This is a genomic window from Streptomyces sp. NPDC091412 (assembly GCF_044756885.1).
In the GTDB taxonomy this organism is placed as follows: domain Bacteria; phylum Actinomycetota; class Actinomycetes; order Streptomycetales; family Streptomycetaceae; genus Streptomyces.
The window spans coordinates 142,493-158,601 of the sequence record NZ_JBIVTV010000006.1; the positions used below are offsets into that span (position 1 = coordinate 142,493).

13 protein-coding genes are annotated in these 16,109 nt (G+C 68.9%); 6 read left to right on the forward strand and 7 right to left on the reverse strand.

What is annotated here, in order from left to right; genetic code table 11:
- From yidC to ACIQMV_RS17735, 6 genes are all read left to right on the forward strand, one after another.
- Complete coding sequence (yidC, locus tag ACIQMV_RS17710; RefSeq protein ID WP_402593674.1) at positions 1–1,284, forward strand: membrane protein insertase YidC; 1,284 nt, start codon at positions 1–3, stop codon at positions 1,282–1,284.
- A 15-nt stretch (positions 1,285–1,299) separates the two neighbouring features.
- Positions 1,300–1,812 (forward strand): R3H domain-containing nucleic acid-binding protein, encoded by a 513-nt coding sequence (locus ACIQMV_RS17715; protein WP_141359858.1) that lies wholly within the window; start codon positions 1,300–1,302, stop codon positions 1,810–1,812.
- A 116-nt stretch (positions 1,813–1,928) separates the two neighbouring features.
- Positions 1,929–2,645 (forward strand): 16S rRNA (guanine(527)-N(7))-methyltransferase RsmG, encoded by a 717-nt coding sequence (gene rsmG, locus ACIQMV_RS17720; RefSeq protein ID WP_402593676.1) that lies wholly within the window; start codon positions 1,929–1,931, stop codon positions 2,643–2,645.
- Positions 2,646–2,897: 252 nt separating this feature from the next.
- On the forward strand, positions 2,898–3,971 hold the full coding sequence (locus tag ACIQMV_RS17725; RefSeq protein ID WP_141366446.1) for a ParA family protein: 1,074 nt from the start codon (positions 2,898–2,900) through the stop codon (positions 3,969–3,971).
- Positions 3,968–5,086, forward strand: a complete 1,119-nt coding sequence (locus ACIQMV_RS17730) for a ParB/RepB/Spo0J family partition protein (RefSeq protein WP_141359860.1) — start codon at positions 3,968–3,970, stop codon at positions 5,084–5,086. Before ACIQMV_RS17725 ends, ACIQMV_RS17730 begins: the two co-directional genes overlap by 4 nt.
- 323 nt (positions 5,087–5,409) lie before the next feature.
- The gene (locus ACIQMV_RS17735; protein ID WP_402593677.1) at positions 5,410–6,027 is read left to right on the forward strand and encodes a GNAT family N-acetyltransferase; all 618 of its coding nucleotides are present in this window, start codon (positions 5,410–5,412) and stop codon (positions 6,025–6,027) included.
- A 94-nt stretch (positions 6,028–6,121) separates the two neighbouring features.
- On the opposite strand, the gene trxA is transcribed toward ACIQMV_RS17735, so the two are convergent.
- The 7 genes from trxA to ACIQMV_RS17770 form a co-directional block, all read right to left on the reverse strand.
- Positions 6,122–6,454: a thioredoxin gene (gene trxA, locus ACIQMV_RS17740; protein WP_141359862.1), complete on the reverse strand. Its 333-nt coding sequence runs from the start codon at positions 6,452–6,454 to the stop codon at positions 6,122–6,124.
- A gap of 43 nt (positions 6,455–6,497) precedes the next feature.
- Positions 6,498–7,469 carry a thioredoxin-disulfide reductase gene (gene trxB / locus ACIQMV_RS17745; protein WP_402593680.1) on the reverse strand — a complete coding sequence of 324 codons (972 nt, stop codon included), beginning with the start codon at positions 7,467–7,469 and terminating at the stop codon, positions 6,498–6,500.
- Between the two features lie 169 nt (positions 7,470–7,638).
- Positions 7,639–8,499 carry an anti-sigma factor family protein gene (locus ACIQMV_RS17750; protein WP_402593682.1) on the reverse strand — a complete coding sequence of 287 codons (861 nt, stop codon included), beginning with the start codon at positions 8,497–8,499 and terminating at the stop codon, positions 7,639–7,641.
- Entirely contained in the window at positions 8,496–9,251 is a 756-nt protein-coding gene (gene sigM / locus ACIQMV_RS17755) for an RNA polymerase sigma factor SigM (RefSeq protein WP_402593684.1), read from the reverse strand. The genes ACIQMV_RS17750 and sigM overlap by 4 nt, the downstream gene beginning before the upstream one ends.
- Before the next feature lie 26 nt (positions 9,252–9,277).
- Positions 9,278–10,996, reverse strand: a complete 1,719-nt coding sequence (locus ACIQMV_RS17760; RefSeq protein ID WP_402593685.1) for a protein kinase family protein — start codon at positions 10,994–10,996, stop codon at positions 9,278–9,280.
- 118 nt (positions 10,997–11,114) lie between these two features.
- Entirely contained in the window at positions 11,115–13,445 is a 2,331-nt protein-coding gene (gene murJ / locus ACIQMV_RS17765) for a murein biosynthesis integral membrane protein MurJ (protein ID WP_402593687.1), read from the reverse strand.
- A gap of 45 nt (positions 13,446–13,490) precedes the next feature.
- Complete coding sequence (locus ACIQMV_RS17770; protein WP_402593689.1) at positions 13,491–15,923, reverse strand: DUF6049 family protein; 2,433 nt, start codon at positions 15,921–15,923, stop codon at positions 13,491–13,493.
- Between the last annotated feature and the right edge of the window lie 186 nt (positions 15,924–16,109).

Sequence of the window (16,109 nt, forward strand, 5' to 3'; positions counted from 1 at the left end):
GTGGACACGATTGCCAGCCTTTTCAGTTTCATCACCTGGCCCGTCTCCTGGGTCATCGTCCAGTTCCACACGGTGTACGGGGCGATCTTCGGGCCTGACACCGGGTGGGCCTGGGGCCTGTCCATCGTGTCGCTGGTGATCCTGATCCGCATCTGCCTGATCCCGCTCTTCGTGAAGCAGATCAAGGCGACCCGGGCGATGCAGACGCTCCAGCCCGAGATGAAGAAGATCCAGGAGCGCTACAAGAACGACAAGCAGCGCCAGTCCGAAGAGATGATGAAGCTGTACAAGGAGTCGGGTACCAACCCGCTCTCCTCGTGCCTTCCCATCCTGGCGCAGTCCCCGTTCTTCTTCGCCCTGTATCACGTGCTCAACGGCATCGCGACGGGCAAGACGATCGGCGTCATCGACGATCAGCTGCTCGCCAGTGCCCGTAAGGCGCACATCTTCGGCGCCCCGCTCGCCGCGAAGTTCACGGACAGCGCCCACAAGGTTGCCCAGCTCGGTGCCTCGCTGACCGATGTCCGGGTCGTGACCGCGGTCATGATCGTTCTGATGTCGGCGTCGCAGTTCTACACGCAGCGCCAGCTGATGACGAAGAACGTCGACACGACGGTGAAGACGCCGTTCATGCAGCAGCAGAAGATGCTGATGTACGTCTTCCCGGTCATGTTCGCCGTCTTCGGCATCAACTTCCCGGTCGGTGTCCTCGTCTACTGGCTGACCACCAACGTGTGGACCATGGGCCAGCAGATGTACGTCATCCACAACAACCCCACCCCGGGTTCGAAGGCCCAGGCCGCCTACCTGGAGCGGCTCTTCAAGCACGTCTCGCACCATGGCAAGACCCGCAACCGGAGCGAGAAGGCCATCGTCAAGGCGATCGTCGTCAAGGGCCGTGACCGCAACGAGTTCGAGCGCAAGTTCATCAACGGTCTGAACAAGGCGGGTCTCGCGGCCCAGTCCGACGGCTCCGTGATGAAGAGCGACGGCGCCGCTGTCGCGCAGGCCGAGGACGGTACGACCACCACCACCGCCACCGCCACTGCTCCCCGGCGCCAGCAGCCCAAGCGGCAGTCCAAGTCGCAGCGTCAGTCGGGCGGTACGAAGCCGGCCGGTGAGGCGACGGAGTCTCCGTCGCTGACCAAGTCCGACGAGCCGGAGGACGCTCCGGCCGCAGCCGGCGAGAAACCCGCCTCGAAGCCCGGCAACGGCGCCCGCAGCAAGGCCCAGTCCGGACAGCGCAAGGGTCCGCAGCGGCCCAAGTCCCCGTCCAAGAAGTAAGAAGGAGCCCATCCCGTGACGGAAGGCACCACCTCCGCCGCTGCCGAGGGCGCGGACGCCCTGACCCGCCTGGAGCAGGAGGGCGAGATCGCGGCGGACTACCTCGAGGGTCTACTGGACATCGCCGACCTCGACGGTGACATCGACATGGATGTCGAGGCCGACCGCGCCTCTGTCTCGATCATCAGTGACACCGGCGGTCGCGACCTGCAGAAGCTGGTCGGCCGTGACGGTGAGGTGCTGGAGGCACTGCAGGAACTCACGCGCCTGGCCGTGCACCGGGAGACCGGCGACCGCAGCCGCCTGATGCTGGACATCGCGGGCTACCGCGCCAAGAAGCGGACCGAGCTGTCCGAGCTGGGTGCGAAGGCCGCCGCCGAGGCGAAGAGCAGCGGCGAGCCCGTGAAGCTGAAGCCGATGACTCCGTTCGAGCGCAAGGTCGTGCACGACGCGGTCAAGGCCGCCGGCCTGCGCAGCGAGTCGGAGGGCGAGGAGCCGCAGCGCTTCGTCGTCGTGCTTCCCGCCTGAGCGGTCCCACGTTCCACCGGCCCCGTCTGTTGCGCAGGCGGGGCCGTACTTTGTCAGCCTGGTAGTTCTGATGGTCGGCGTCGAGAGCGCCGATGTGGTACGGAAGGACGGTCCCCGTGACGGCGGAAGCGGAGCTCCCCCCTGCGCCCGAGCAGGCACGTGACGTATTTGGTGATCGCTTCACGGATGCGGTTCGGTATGCCGAGCTGCTGGCCGAGACAGGAGTGCAGCGAGGGCTCATCGGCCCGCGTGAGGTACCCCGTCTGTGGGAGCGGCATCTGCTGAACTGTGCGGTGCTCTCGGAGGTGGTTCCCGAGGGGGTGACGGTGTGCGACGTCGGCTCGGGCGCCGGTCTGCCGGGTATCCCCCTGGCCCTGGTCCGGGAGGACCTGAAGATCACGCTGTTGGAGCCGCTGCTGCGGCGCACCAACTTCCTCGCCGAGGTCGTGGAACTGCTGGGGCTCGACCACGTCACCGTCGTCCGGGGCCGTGCCGAGGAAGTGATGGGCAAGCTCCCGCCGGTGCATGTGGTGACCGCCCGCGCGGTCGCGCCGCTGGACCGCCTGGCCACGTGGGGCATCCCGTTGCTGCGTCCCTACGGCGAGATGCTTGCCCTCAAGGGGGACACTGCCGAGGAGGAGCTGAAGAGCGCGGCCGCCGCCCTGAGCAAGCTCGGCGCGGTGGAGACCTCCATCCTGCATGTGGGTGAGGGCATCGTGGATCCGTGCTCCACCGTCGTGCGGGTCGAGGTCGGGGAAAGCCCGGGCGGCGTACGCTTCGCGGCCAAGCGGGCGAAGGCGGCGCGGACGGGGCGGACGCGACGGCGCCGATAGCCGCCCGTACTCCACACAAGCTGCCCAACCTCCGCATGCCGGAGTGTCGCGACAGTCCGGCCACGGCCGCTGTGCATCGTGTTTCACGTGAAACGTCGCTCACTGCTGCACGGCATCATCAACCGTGGCCGCGCTGCGGCCCAACCCCGCGACCGCAAGCCTCTCAGCCCACTCGGACGGGGAACGGAGTTGTCCACAGAGGTGGATTTCTCCACAGAACGTCAGGCCTCACTGGTTCACAACCCCGAAGGCATGGGAGGCTCTGTTCATTGCGAGCCTGAAGTCGAGGAGAGTGAATCCTTGCGGTCCGACGCCAACATTGCGGGACCGATGACCGATCCGGTCCCCGGTCCCCGTACCGAATCGATGGGGGAGGATGTTTCACGTGAAACGCCGCCCCCGATGGACGACACTCCCATCGGTCGTGCTGCCCAACTGGCGGTCGAGGCTCTGGGCCGCGCCGGCGAAGGCCTGCCCCAGCCTGAACAGACCCGCGTCATGGTGGTCGCCAACCAGAAGGGTGGCGTGGGCAAGACGACGACGACCGTCAACCTTGCCGCTTCGCTGGCTCTGCACGGTGCCCGCGTCCTGGTGATCGACCTGGACCCGCAGGGCAATGCCTCCACGGCGCTGGGTATCGACCATCATGCCGAAGTCCCCTCCATTTACGACGTCCTGGTGGAGAGCAGGCCGCTGGCCGAGGTTGTCCAGCCTGTCCCCGATGTCGAGGGTCTCTTCTGTGCCCCCGCCACGATCGATCTCGCCGGTGCGGAGATCGAGCTGGTGTCCTTGGTGGCGCGGGAGAGCCGGTTGCAGCGGGCGATCCAGGCCTACGAGCAGCCGCTGGACTACATCCTCATCGACTGCCCGCCCTCACTTGGCTTGCTGACGGTCAACGCGCTCGTCGCCGGCCAGGAGGTCCTCATCCCCATCCAGTGCGAGTACTACGCGCTGGAAGGCCTGGGCCAGTTGCTCCGCAATGTCGACCTGGTCCGGGGGCACCTCAACCCCGCCCTGCATGTGTCGACCATCCTGCTCACCATGTACGACGGCCGGACGCGCCTTGCGTCCCAGGTCGCGGAAGAGGTGCGCAGCCACTTCGGTGACGAGGTGCTGCGGACGAGCATTCCCCGCTCCGTCCGTATCTCCGAGGCGCCGAGTTATGGGCAGACGGTGCTGACTTACGATCCAGGGTCAAGCGGTGCCCTCTCCTATCTTGAGGCGGCACGAGAAATCGCGCTGAGGGGCGTCGGTGTCAGCTACGACGCCACGCACGCCCACCTCGGCGCACAGGGTGATCCGAACATGGTGGAGGGGATTCAGTGAGTGAGCGACGGAGGGGGTTGGGTCGTGGTCTCGGGGCGCTGATCCCCGCTGCCCCGACCGGGGAGAAGCCGCAGGCTCCAGCGACGGCTGGGGGCGCGGGCTCGGCGTCGTCCACGGCTGTCCCGGTGCTGACCGGTGACCGCGGTGACCGGGGGGTGGCGGCGGCGAAGGTGACCACACTGCCGCCTGTTTCACGTGAAACATCGCCGCCGCCGGCGAGCAGCCCGGCTGAGATGAACGCGTCAGTGATGGGTGCCCACTTCGCCGAGATCCCCCTCGACTCCATCACGCCGAACCCGCGTCAGCCGCGTGAGGTCTTTGACGAGGACGCGCTGGCCGAGCTCGTCACCTCCATCAAGGAGGTCGGACTCCTCCAGCCCGTCGTCGTCCGCCAGCTCGGTTCCGGGCGCTATGAGCTCATCATGGGTGAGCGGCGCTGGCGGGCCTGCCGTGAGGCGGGGCTCGCGGCCATCCCGGCGATCGTGCGGGCTACGGACGACGAAAAGCTCCTCCTGGACGCCCTGCTGGAGAACCTGCACCGGGCCCAGCTGAACCCGCTGGAAGAGGCGGCCGCCTACGACCAGCTGCTCAGGGACTTCAACTGCACGCACGACCAGCTGGCGGACCGGATCGGCCGTTCCCGCCCGCAGGTCTCCAACACTCTGCGTCTGCTCAAGCTCTCGCCGGCCGTGCAGCGTCGGGTCGCCGCCGGAGTTCTCTCGGCCGGACATGCCCGGGCGTTGCTCTCCGTCGAGGACTCGGAGGAGCAGGACCGGCTGGCCCATCGGATCGTCGCCGAGGGCCTGTCGGTGCGGGCGGTCGAGGAGATCGTGACCTTGATGGGGTCGCGGCCGACGACGGCTCCTCGCTCCAAGGGCCCGCGTGCCGGTGGGCGCGTCTCTCCGGCACTGTCCGATCTTGCGACGCGTCTGTCCGACCGCTTCGAGACGCGGGTGAAGGTCGACCTGGGACAGAAGAAGGGCAAGATCACCGTCGAGTTCGCTTCCATGGAGGACCTGGAGCGCATCCTCGGCACACTGGCTCCGGGCGAGGGCCCGGTCATGCAGAAGAGCCTTCTGGACGGCGAAGAGCCGGAGGAGGAGACGGAAGGCTGAGCCCGTCCGAGGGACGGTTTCGTCTCGATCGATCAGCGCGGGCGGGTCGTGTCCGGTGTGTACCGGAACACGGCCCGCTCTTTGCTTTCAGACGGTATCGATGCAATCGCATCGTCGATACGATGCGTTCGGGTACGACGCATCCACCCGGCGGTACCTCTAGAGGGAGGCAGGGGCATGCGAACAGTGAGCCGCACCGGAATGTTCGGCGCGGTCTTGGGGCTGGGCGCGGTCGGCGGATTCGTCGGCAGCCTCCTCAAGGAACGCAGCGCTCTGACAGCCGCGCGTGGCGCAGCGGGCGAAGGAAGCGAGGAACAGCCTTCATGGGCCGTAGGCTCGTACCGCTCACGCTGGACAACCTTCAAGACCTTCCCCAGCGCTGCCGTGCGTGCGTCTTCTGGGAGCTGGACCCCGTCAGTGGTGAAGCAGCGCTGAAGGCCGGCACCTCCGTGGCGGAAAAGGAAGCGTGGATCTCCGCAGTCCTGCTGGACTGGGGCTCCTGCGGCCGTGTCGTCTACGTCGATGACGCGCCCGTGGGCTTCGTGCTCTACGCTCCCCCCGCCTACGTCCCTCGCTCCATGGCATTCCCCACGAGCCCCGTCTCTCCGGACGCGGTGCAGCTGATGACCGGCTTCATCATGCCGGGCTACCAGGGGCAGGGGCTGGGCCGCGTGATGGTCCAGACGGTCGCGAAGGACCTGCTGCGGCGGGGCTTCAAGGCCATCGAGGCATTCGGGGACGCCCGATGGAAGGAACCCGCCTGCGTGCTCCCCGCCGACCATCTGCTGGCCGTGGGGTTCAAGACCGTCCGGCACCACCCGGCTCACCCGCGGCTCCGGCTGGAACTGCGGACGACGCTGTCCTGGAAGGAAGACGTGGAAATGGCGATCGACCGGCTGCTGGGCGCTGTGCAGAAGGAACCGGCGCTGAGGCCGCTGTAAGCGAGCTGCCATATACGAATGGGCCCACCCTGAAGGGTTGGCCCATTCGTGTTTCACGTGAAACATCGCCGCCGGCTCGGCGGCCCTGCCGTGATTACTCGGCGACGAAGTCCTCGAGGTCGCGAACGATCGCAGCCTTCGGCTTCGCCCCCACGATGGTCTTGGCGACCTCGCCGTTCTGGTAGACGTTCAGGGTCGGGATGGACATGACCCCGTACTTGGCGGCGGTGTTCGGGTTCTCGTCGATGTTGAGCTTGACGACCTCGATCTTGTCGCCGTACTCGGCGGCGATCGCCTCGAGGGACGGAGCGATCTGGCGGCAGGGACCGCACCAAGCGGCCCAGAAGTCCACCAGGACGGGCTTGTCGCTCTTCAGGACGTCCTGCTCGAAGGAGTCGTCGGTCACGTTCTTCAGGGTGCCGGCCACAGCGGGCTCCTTAACTGGTCGTGCGGTGGGGTGGTTGGGGGTCTCAGACGGTGGACTTCTCGGGCTCGGCCTTCTGCTCGTTGTCCGCGAGGGCCGCGAGGAAGCGCTCGGCGTCGAGGGCAGCGGAGCAGCCGGTACCGGCCGCGGTGATCGCCTGGCGGTAGGTGTGGTCGACCACGTCGCCGGCGGCGAAGACACCGGTCAGGTTGGTGCGGGTGGACGGCGAGTCGACCTTCAGGTAACCCTCCTCGTCCAGGTCCAGCTGGCCCTTGAAGAGCTCCGTGCGCGGATCGTGGCCGATCGCGATGAACAGACCCGTCACCGGCAGGTCCGACAGCTCGCCGGTCTTGACGTTGCGCAGCTTCAGGCCGGAGAGCTTCTGCTCGCCCTGGATCTCGGCGACTTCGCTGTCCCAGACGAACTTGATCTTCGGGTCGGCGAAGGCGCGCTCCTGCATCGCCTTGGAGGCACGCAGGGTGTCCCGGCGGTGGACGACGGTGACGGACTTGGCGAACCGGGAGAGGAAGGTGGCCTCCTCCAAGGCGGTGTCACCGCCACCGATCACGGCGATGTCCTGCTCCCGGAAGAAGAAGCCGTCACAGGTGGCGCACCAGGAGACCCCCCGGCCGGAGAGCGTGTCCTCGTTCGGCAGACCGAGCTTGCGGTGCTGCGAGCCGGTGGCGACGATGACGGCCTTGGCCTGGTGCACCGTACCCGCGGTGTCCGTGACGGTCTTGATCTCACCGCTCAGGTCGACGGAGACCACGTCGTCCGGGATGAGCTCGGCGCCGAAACGCTCTGCCTGCGCACGCATGTTGTCCATGAGCTCGGGACCCATGATGCCGTCGCTGAAGCCGGGGAAGTTCTCCACGTCGGTGGTGTTCATCAGGGCTCCACCCGCGGTGACCGCACCCTCGAAAACCAGCGGCTTCAGCGACGCGCGCGCGGTGTAGAGCGCCGCCGTGTATCCGGCGGGCCCGGAGCCGATGATGATCACGTTACGGACATCGCTCACGGCTTGATTCCTCGTCTCTGGACTGTGTCGTACGGCCGGGGGGAGCCTGTCTCACAGCTCTCACCCCACCCAACGGATCCTAAGGGGCATGCATTCCCGGTGTGCCGGGGCACACGGAGGCGCGACAGCGCACGGGATGCTATGCAGCGCGAGGACCGAGCGTGCAGGCTCAGGAACGCGCGTAGGAGTGCGACAGCAGCACCTTGGCCGTGACCTCCGGGTGGCGGACACAGGTCGCGTCGACCAGGTAGGCCGTGACGCGGGTGCTGTCGCCGGAGGCGTCGGGCAGCACGACGAGATAGGCCTCTTTGCCGTCGTAGGTGCCCGCCCGGGCGGCGAGCGGGGTGCTGCTGTCGTTGATGCCCTGCCGTACGCACGAGGGGACCGTCTGGGGCCGGCTCTTCAGCAGCTTCGGCTTGCCGGTACCGGGAGCGGAGTCCACGCCGAAGCTGTGCGGGGCGTGGGTGTCGCGTGGCGGCTGCTGTGCCTGGTCGAGGAGATCGGCGACGTCGTTCTTGAGGGTGCCCGCGGAGAAGGTGTCTGCGGACGTGATCGGACGGTCGTGCGCCGCGGTGTTGGATCCCTTGTTGTCGTGGAGCGTCGCCAGAACCACGGACGTCACGCCCAGGGCGGCGAGGGCGACGACGGACCCCAGAACGGCGACCCTGCGACGTCCCCGCCGGGTGCCTGTCTTGCGACCCGGTCCGGTGCTGGAGGCGCGAGGGTGACCGGAGGGGCGATCCGCGGCCGATGTTTCACGTGAAACACGCGTGCCGCCCGCGACAGGGACCTCGGCGGCGAGAGCCGCATCGATACGGTCCGCCACATCGGCCGGCATGGCGGGCACATCCGGCAGGGTGCCGAGCAGGCCACGGATCTCCGTCAGCGACGTGTGGACGTCGGCGCATGGCTCGCACGCGTCCAGATGCCGCTGCAGCTCCGTTGCCCGGGCGGGGCCGAGGAGGCCCTCGGTGAGGTCGGAGATCTCCGTGACGTCCGGGTGCCCGGCCGCGTCTGTCGTGGATGTCACGCTCGCCCACCTCCGCCCTTCACAGCAGCTGAATCGCTTGATCCCGTGTCCTGCGTGTGCGTGCCTTCATGACCCGTGCCCTGAGGACCCGTGTCTTCAGGACCTGTCGCCGGTGGGACGGATGTCCCCTGCGCCCGGTTCCGTCCCGCGCCCGATTCCTTCTCGTCGCCGGTGCGGCCCGGTCGGAGATGGGTGAGCAGCGGCAGGAGCCTGGCTCTGCCCCGAGCGCAACGGCTCTTCACCGTTCCGGTCGGTACATCGAGGATGCGGGCGGCCTCGGCGACCGGGTAGCCCTGCATGTCCACGAGTACCAGGGCGGCCCGCTGATCCGACGGGAGCGTGTCCAGCGCCTCGACGAGCTGCCGCTGCACGTCGTTCCTCTCGGCGGGCGCCGAGGCCGACTCGTGCGGCTCCAGCAGCTGCTCCAGGCGCTCGGTGTCACTCACGGGCGAGGTCTTGCGCGAGGCGGCCTTGCGGACCCGGTCCAGGCAGGCGTTCACCGTGATCCGGTGCAGCCAGGTCGTGACGGCCGACTGGCCACGGAAGGTCCCCGCGGCCCGGTAGGCGGACACGAACGCGTCCTGCACGGCGTCAGCGGCCTCCTCGCGGTCGCCCAGCGTGCGCAGGGCGACCGCCCAGAGACGGTCACGATGGCGGCGTACGAGCTCACCGAAGGCTTCGGGGTCGCCCTCCACATGACGGGTGAGCAGCTCCTGATCGCTCGCTCCGCCGTATCCGGCGCCGGCCGCCATCTGACCCCTTCCCTCTCGGTGGGACGTCAGCCCGTGAACTTCACGTCGGTGATGGCCTGCTTGTAGCCGGATCCGCTGTAGCCGTCACTGGGCGCCATGGGCACGTCCGTGAGCCACAGAAGCACGTACTGCGTCTTGACCGACTTGGTCGCCTTTACCGTGAGAGAGGACCTGCTGGTGGTCGCCGTTCCGATCTCCTCCATCCCGTTGATCCCGGTGGAGGGGCTCAGGGAGTCGGCGGCATAGAGATGGACCGTCGTGTGGTCACCGGTGTAGCGCAGCCCTATTGACGCCGTCGAGATCTCCTTGACCGAGCCGAGGTCGTAGACGATGCCCACACCTGGTTTGTAGGGAGCGAGCTGTGGGCCGTCGTTGTAGCGCTTGGTCCGCCAGTACGTGGAACCGTCCCCGTCATACGTCTTGTCGACGTCTCCGGGAGCCTGTGCGTCACCGCTGGCGACGTACTCCCGCGCCCCCTGGATCTGGAGTGGCTGGGTCGGCTTCGGCTGATTGTCGTTCTTGTCGCCGCCGTCCTGGGTCTGTGACTGGGGGTCGTCGGACTTGCCGCCGTGGTCCAGCAGGGCGTCCGCGAGCTGCCAGCTGCCGAGTCCCAGGGCGGCGATGAGGAGGGCCGAGACGGCCCACTTCAGGGCCTTGCCGGTGCGGCTCTGCAGCGGGGGCGGCGGGGTCGGGACCGGCTGGGTGACCCCGGGATGCGGTGCCGGACGGCCGTACGAGCCCTGCTGGTAGGAGGTGCCCTGGTACTCCGGTGGCGCGGTGAACGTCGGCTCCGGCGGCCGCACGCGCGGCATCTCGCCGATCGCCTTGACCAGTTCCTCCGGGGTGGTGCACGCCGACTCGTGCCGGGAGGCGGTGGCGCCGTCGTTGACGAGGGCGCGCATGGCGAGTTCGGACAGGCCGCGGTGGACGCCCGCGCGCACCTGGTCGGGGGCGATGAGGCCGATGTCCTTGGGCAGGCCGGACATGCCGTAGGCGTCGCTCTCGTACGGCCAGCGCTGGGTGAGCGCCGCGTACAGCAGGGCGCCGATCGCCTCGGTGTCCGTGCGCTGCGGGGTGTCGGAACTGATGCCGCGCAGCGCTGCGTTCACGGCGAGGCCACGGACCCGCCACTGACCGGTGGAGGCGCGCAGCACGGCATTGGGGTTCAGGCGCAGATGGGCGAGGCCCTCGCGGTGCGCGGCGGCCATGGCGGAGGCGATCTGGCTGACCAACTGGTAGGCGTCGTGCGGCTCCAGAGGGCCCGAGGCCAGAAGCGTGGTCAGCTCCGTCGCGTCGGGCAGCCATTCGTGGACGACGTAGACGAGGTCGTTCTCCTCGACGGCGTCGAGCACCTGCACGAAGCGGGGATCGCCGAGCAGTGCGGAGGAGCGGGCCGCGGCCAGTACGGACCGGGCTCGCGTATGGTCCGCGGGCAGGATGTGCACCCCGACGGCGCGACGGAGCTTCTCGTCCACCGCTCGCCAACTGCTGAACCCGTCCAGACGGGTGACGCACTCCTCGAGGCGGTAGCGTCCGGCCAGTTTGTGGCCGCTGTGAAGTTCGGTCGGTGAAGCCTTCTTCCCGGGACTCTCCGTCCCGTCGCTCCCCTGTGCCTCGTCGTTGCCCGTGCCCCGATCCCGATTCTGGGCCACCCCGTCGGACGTGGACTGGTCCGCCTCGGCGGTCAGCGACTGCTCGCCGCTGTTGTCTGCCACGTCGACGGCAGCCGTGATCCGTTCCGCCACCGTCGCTCCTGCCTCCCCATCCATCGCGCGCTGTCCGACGCCGAATCCAATTGTGCCCACAGTCCGCCGCTATGCACGACACACGGCTGCGGACGATGGTTGTGCGCCTACCCCCGACTCAACGCCCCAGGCGCCCGCGGACCATGCCCACGAGACCGTTGATTTCCTCGATGCGCATCCGGCGGGCGGCAACGAAGAAGACTCCGAGCAGCAGTGCGCCACCGGCCAGCAGCGCGACGAACGACCCGAAGACGCCCTGGCCCAGCGAGTGGCCGATGCCGTAGCAGGCCGCGCCGCTGAGCAGTGCCGCCGGCACCGAGGCGATGCACAGCCGCGCGTACGTCCGCAGCACACGGGCGCCGTCGAGGTCGCCGCCCAGCCGCTGGCGCAGCCGGCGCCAGGCGACCCCGACGCCGATCGCGTATGCGAGACCGTACACGGCCGCCATGCCGGCCACGGACCAGCGGGCCGGAAGCAGGAAGTAACACAGGAGTGAGGCACCCGCGTTGACCGCGGCCACGATGACCGTGTTGTAGAAGGGCGTGCGGGTGTCCTCGTAGGCGTAGAACGCGCGCAGGACGACGTACTGCACGGAGTACGGGATCAGGCCGAGTCCGAAGGCCATCAGCATGTAGCCCATGTTGGTGGCGGCCGCGGTTCCCGAGGAGCCGAAGATCAGCGTGCACATGGGGATGCCCAGGGCGAGGAACCCGAAGGAGATGGGCACGATGGCGACCGCCGTCGTGCGCAGACCCTGCGAGACGTCGTCGCGCACCGCGCCCGTGTCGTTCTCGGCGGCCGAGCGCGAGAGGCGGGGCAGCAGGGCCGCCATCAGCGAGACCGTGATGATGGCCTGGGGCAGGCCCCAGATCAGCTGGGCGTTGGCGTAGGCGCTGAAGCCGGTGCCGTCGATGTGCGTGCGGGCGACCGCGGAGGTGGCCAGCTGAGTGACCACCAGGGCGCCCGCCTGGTTGGCGAGGACGAAGAGAACGGTCCACTTGGCCAGCATCGCGGCCTTGCCGAGACCGTGCCCCTTCCAGTCGAAGCGCAGGCGGAGCCTGAACCCGGTCTCGCGCAGGTACGGGATCATCGCGAGTGCCTGCACGACGAGGCCGAGGAGCACGCCGACGCCGAGCAGGCGCTGGCCCTCCGGCGGGATGTTCGTGACGGTCATGTGGGAGTTCGCGGACGTGCCGTAGACCCACAGGAACGTGCCGAGCGTGAAGATGATGACGATGTTGTTCAGGACCGGCGTCCACATCATGGCGCCGAACCTGCCCCGGGCGTTGAGGATCTGCCCCATCACCACGTGGACGCCCATGAAGAAGATCGAGGGCAGGAAGTACCGGGTGAAGGTGATGCCGACCTCGTTGGCCGCCGGATTGCTGGCGACCGGGTTGGAGAGCATCCGGACCAGCAGTGGCGCCGCGAACATCGTGAGGGCGGTGAGTGCGCCCAGTGCGACCATCACCAGGGTGAGCAGCCGGTTGGCGAACGCCTCGCCCCCGTCGTCGTCCTCCTTCATGGCGCGGACGAGCTGCGGGACGAACACGGAGTTCAGGCCGCCGCCGACGGTCAGGATGTAGATCATCGTCGGCAGCTGGTAGGCCACCTGGAAGGTGTCGCCCAGCAGGGCCGTGCCCAGTGCGGCCACGATCATCGCCGAGCGGATGAACCCGGTGAGCCGGGAGACCATCGTGCCCGCCGCCATGACGGCGCTGGACTTCAGCAGTCCCGCGGCCTTCCCGCCCTTCTTCCCCGCCGGAGCGGGGGCGGGCACGGCCGCCGGGGCAGGGGCCTGGGCGACGGCCGGTGCGGCGGCGTACGGTCCCATCGGTCCCTGACCGGCGGCCGGGGCCGGGGCGGGGCCGGGAACCGAGGGGACGGCCATCTGCGGGCGTCCGCTCATGTCCTGCGGTGGCTGGTAGCCGTGCTGTCCCGGGCCCTGGTGGCCGTAGCCGCCCTGGCGCATGTCCGGACGGCCGCCCTGCTGCTGGTCACGGAAGAGGTGGGCGAAGGCGTCCGGCTCGTGGTGCTCCTCGCCGGAGTGGCTGACCAGGTCGTCGACACCGACGAACTGCGTGGTGCGGGGATCCTCGCCGTGCGGCAGGTGCTGGGTGGGGCCCGACGGCTCCGGCGGCGGGGTCTGCGCCCACACACGCGGGTCGGGGGCGTACGGAGACTGCGTGGGGCGGCCGTACAGAGGCTGCTGCGGCCCGTTCGTGCCCGGGGGAGGCGGAGGGTGCGCGGCGCGGTCGTACAGCGCCTCGCCGACCGGGTCCTGGGCGGTGAGGTCCTGCGCCCGGTAGGGGTCCTCGTCGTAGGCGTCCTGGAGGTACATGTCCGCGGGAGGCTGCGGCGGCGTCTGGCCGTGCCCGGGCGGCGGCGCGTCGGGGTGACCCGAGCCGCCCACGGCCTGGCCGCGGTCACCGTCGTACGGCGCGTTCATGCTTACCCCACCTCATCGTCCCGGGCCCTCCGGGCCACGACATCCTCAACGGTCCACTTTCTCACCCGTGCCGGACGGGTCTGCGCTTTCCGCTGCGGTGTCCGGTGTCGGGTCACTCGGCTGCTCCGGGTCGTCTGCCCGGGACCGGGCGCCGGACTCTTCTGTGAGACGACCGGCGGTGCCTTCGAGGTTCTCCGGCTCGTCCGCGCTCTCACCGGCTTCTCCGGCGCCGTCCCCACCGTCCTGCGCCTCCTCGGCGCTCCCGGCGACCTGCGGGTCCCGGGCGGCATCCTTGGCCGCCGCCCGTTTGCGCTGGGTGTACATGCGGAAGCCGGCGAGGACGAGCAGCAGGACGCCGCCGCCGATGACCAGCATCACCGTGGCCGTGATCTCGGTGACCTTCACGTCGAAGGTGACGGGCGCGCCGTATTCCTGGCCGTCCTGCGTGTAGAGCTGGGCGACCACCGTCACCGGGCCGTTGGCGTTGGCCGACGTGGTGAACTTCACGGACTGACTGTGCCCGCCGGATACCGCGATGGGCTGCTCCGCGTACGCCTTGCCGCCGATCTTGAGGCGGGTGGGGTTGGTCGAGGTGAGCCGCAGCATCAGGTGGTCGACGCCCTGCACCAGGTTGTTCTGTACCGTCACCGGGATCGTGGCGCTGCGGCCGGAGAGCTTCGTCTCCGACTTGTCGATCAGCTTGACCTGCTCGGAGAGGTCGTCGAGGTACGCCTCCACGCCGTCCCGGAAGCTGGACGCCTCACCGGTCCGGCCGCGCCACGACGTGGCCATCTCCCGGTTCATGGCCCGTCCGAAGGGCGTGACGACCCGGGACGGGTCGGTGAGGACGACCTGGAAGTTGTCGACCTTGTCCTGCGTCCTGGCGATCGCCCAGAAGGAGGCTCGCCCGAGTTCCTTCTTGCGCAGCGAGGAGGGGTAGTCCGCGGTGGGCGGGATCTTCGTCGTGGCGCCGGGGTCCGGCTTGGCCGCGGCGGCCGCGTTCAGGTCCTGCGACTGGGACCAGGTGCTCTGCTGGAGGGTGGTCAGCGCCTGCGCCATGGCCTGGGCCTGGGGGGCGGTGGGCATGCGCTGCGGGGCCACGACGATGCTGCGCTGCCGGCTCGTCTGACTGTCGAGCTCCAGGCTCTGGGCGAGGAACTGCTGCACGGCGAGCGTGGTGGCGCCGGCCTGCGTCATATCGCCCTCGAACGCCGTCGACAGGCGGGCGTCCGCGACGATCGCCGTGGTGCCGCCGCCGATCGGACGGGCGGCGGAGGGCGTGTAGGTGAGCCCGCCGGTCTCCTGGAGGCTGTCGCTGCGCGTGATGACCTTGTCGGCGCCCGCGGATGTGGCGACCTTGACGATCGACCGGTCGATGGCGCCGTCCACGGGCCAGGCGAAGTCCGTGCTCGGCTTCACGTGGAGCACTGTCTCCACCGTGCTGGCGGCGACGTCGGTGGCGTCCTTGAGCTGACTCAGTGAGCCGGTGACGCTCGTCCCGTTGTGGGCGAGGGAGGCCAGGTCCGGGTCTGCGAAGGGCAGGGCCACGACGTCCTTGCCCGCCACCGCCTGCTGGAGCTCGGCGAGCCACTTCTTGGCGACATCCTGATGGGTGCCCGGCACAGGTGTGCCGTCGCCGGTCTGAATGCGGTAGTTGCGGGTCATGGCGTCGACGGACGCCAGCAGGTCGGGGTCGATCACCCAGGTGACGTCGAGATCCTTGCCCAGTGACAGCATCTGCTCCAGGCGTCCGCCGGGAGCGATGTCCTTGGCGAGGTCGTCGTCGAGGAAGACCGGGATCTGTTGTGCTCCGGGACCCGTCTCGGCCGTCATGTGGACGTCGGACACGAGCGGCCACAGATAGGTCGTCTTCGTCTTCGTGCCCGCGTCGTTCGGCTGCCACGGCAGGAACGTGCGCTGGATGCCCAGGACCTGCTCCCAGGGCTGGGCGGAGGTCTGGCCGGACAGCGAGACGGAGAGCTCGTAGACCCCGTTCGTGCCGAGGTTCAGCTTGTCGACCGGCACGGAGACGCTGAAGTGCTGGGCGACGCCCGGAGCGAGCCGGGTGAACTTCTGGACGTACTTGTCGCCGACCTCGGGGCCGTCGGCGCCCGGCTCGAACCGGGTGCGCTGGGCCACGCTGTCGATCGCCGAGCGGGTGTCCAGCTCCGGGCCCAGGCGCAGGCCCACATGGGCGTCGGTGACGGCCTGCTTGCCCTTGTTCGTCACCGTGCCGGAGACGGTCAGCGTGTCCCCGTCCGAGGGGGCGCTGGGGCTGAGCGAGTCGAGGGAGACGGCCACCGTGCGCGAGCCCGACGCGGCCTGCTGGGACTCCTGCCCGGCGGCGTGTGCGGATGGCATGGCGGGCAGCTGGAGCAGAGCGGCCAGCAGCGGCGCTCCGGCGAGCAGCGCCCCGGCACGCCGCAGCCGGCGGGCAGGTGAGGGACTGGTCCCCTGGGATTCTGCCGCCTCGGCCACGCGCTCGCCCGTCCCTCGTCGTCAGTGGTCGTCGGATGTGCGTCCACGCATGGTAACGATGTGCGCCGAGGGGAAGTGCCACGGAGGCGGTCTCAAGATCACTGGACGCGAGTGGACGCCCTGGATATGCCCGTATCCGGGGATGCTGTTCGTTACATCACAAAGGCAGGGTTTGAGTAGGTAATA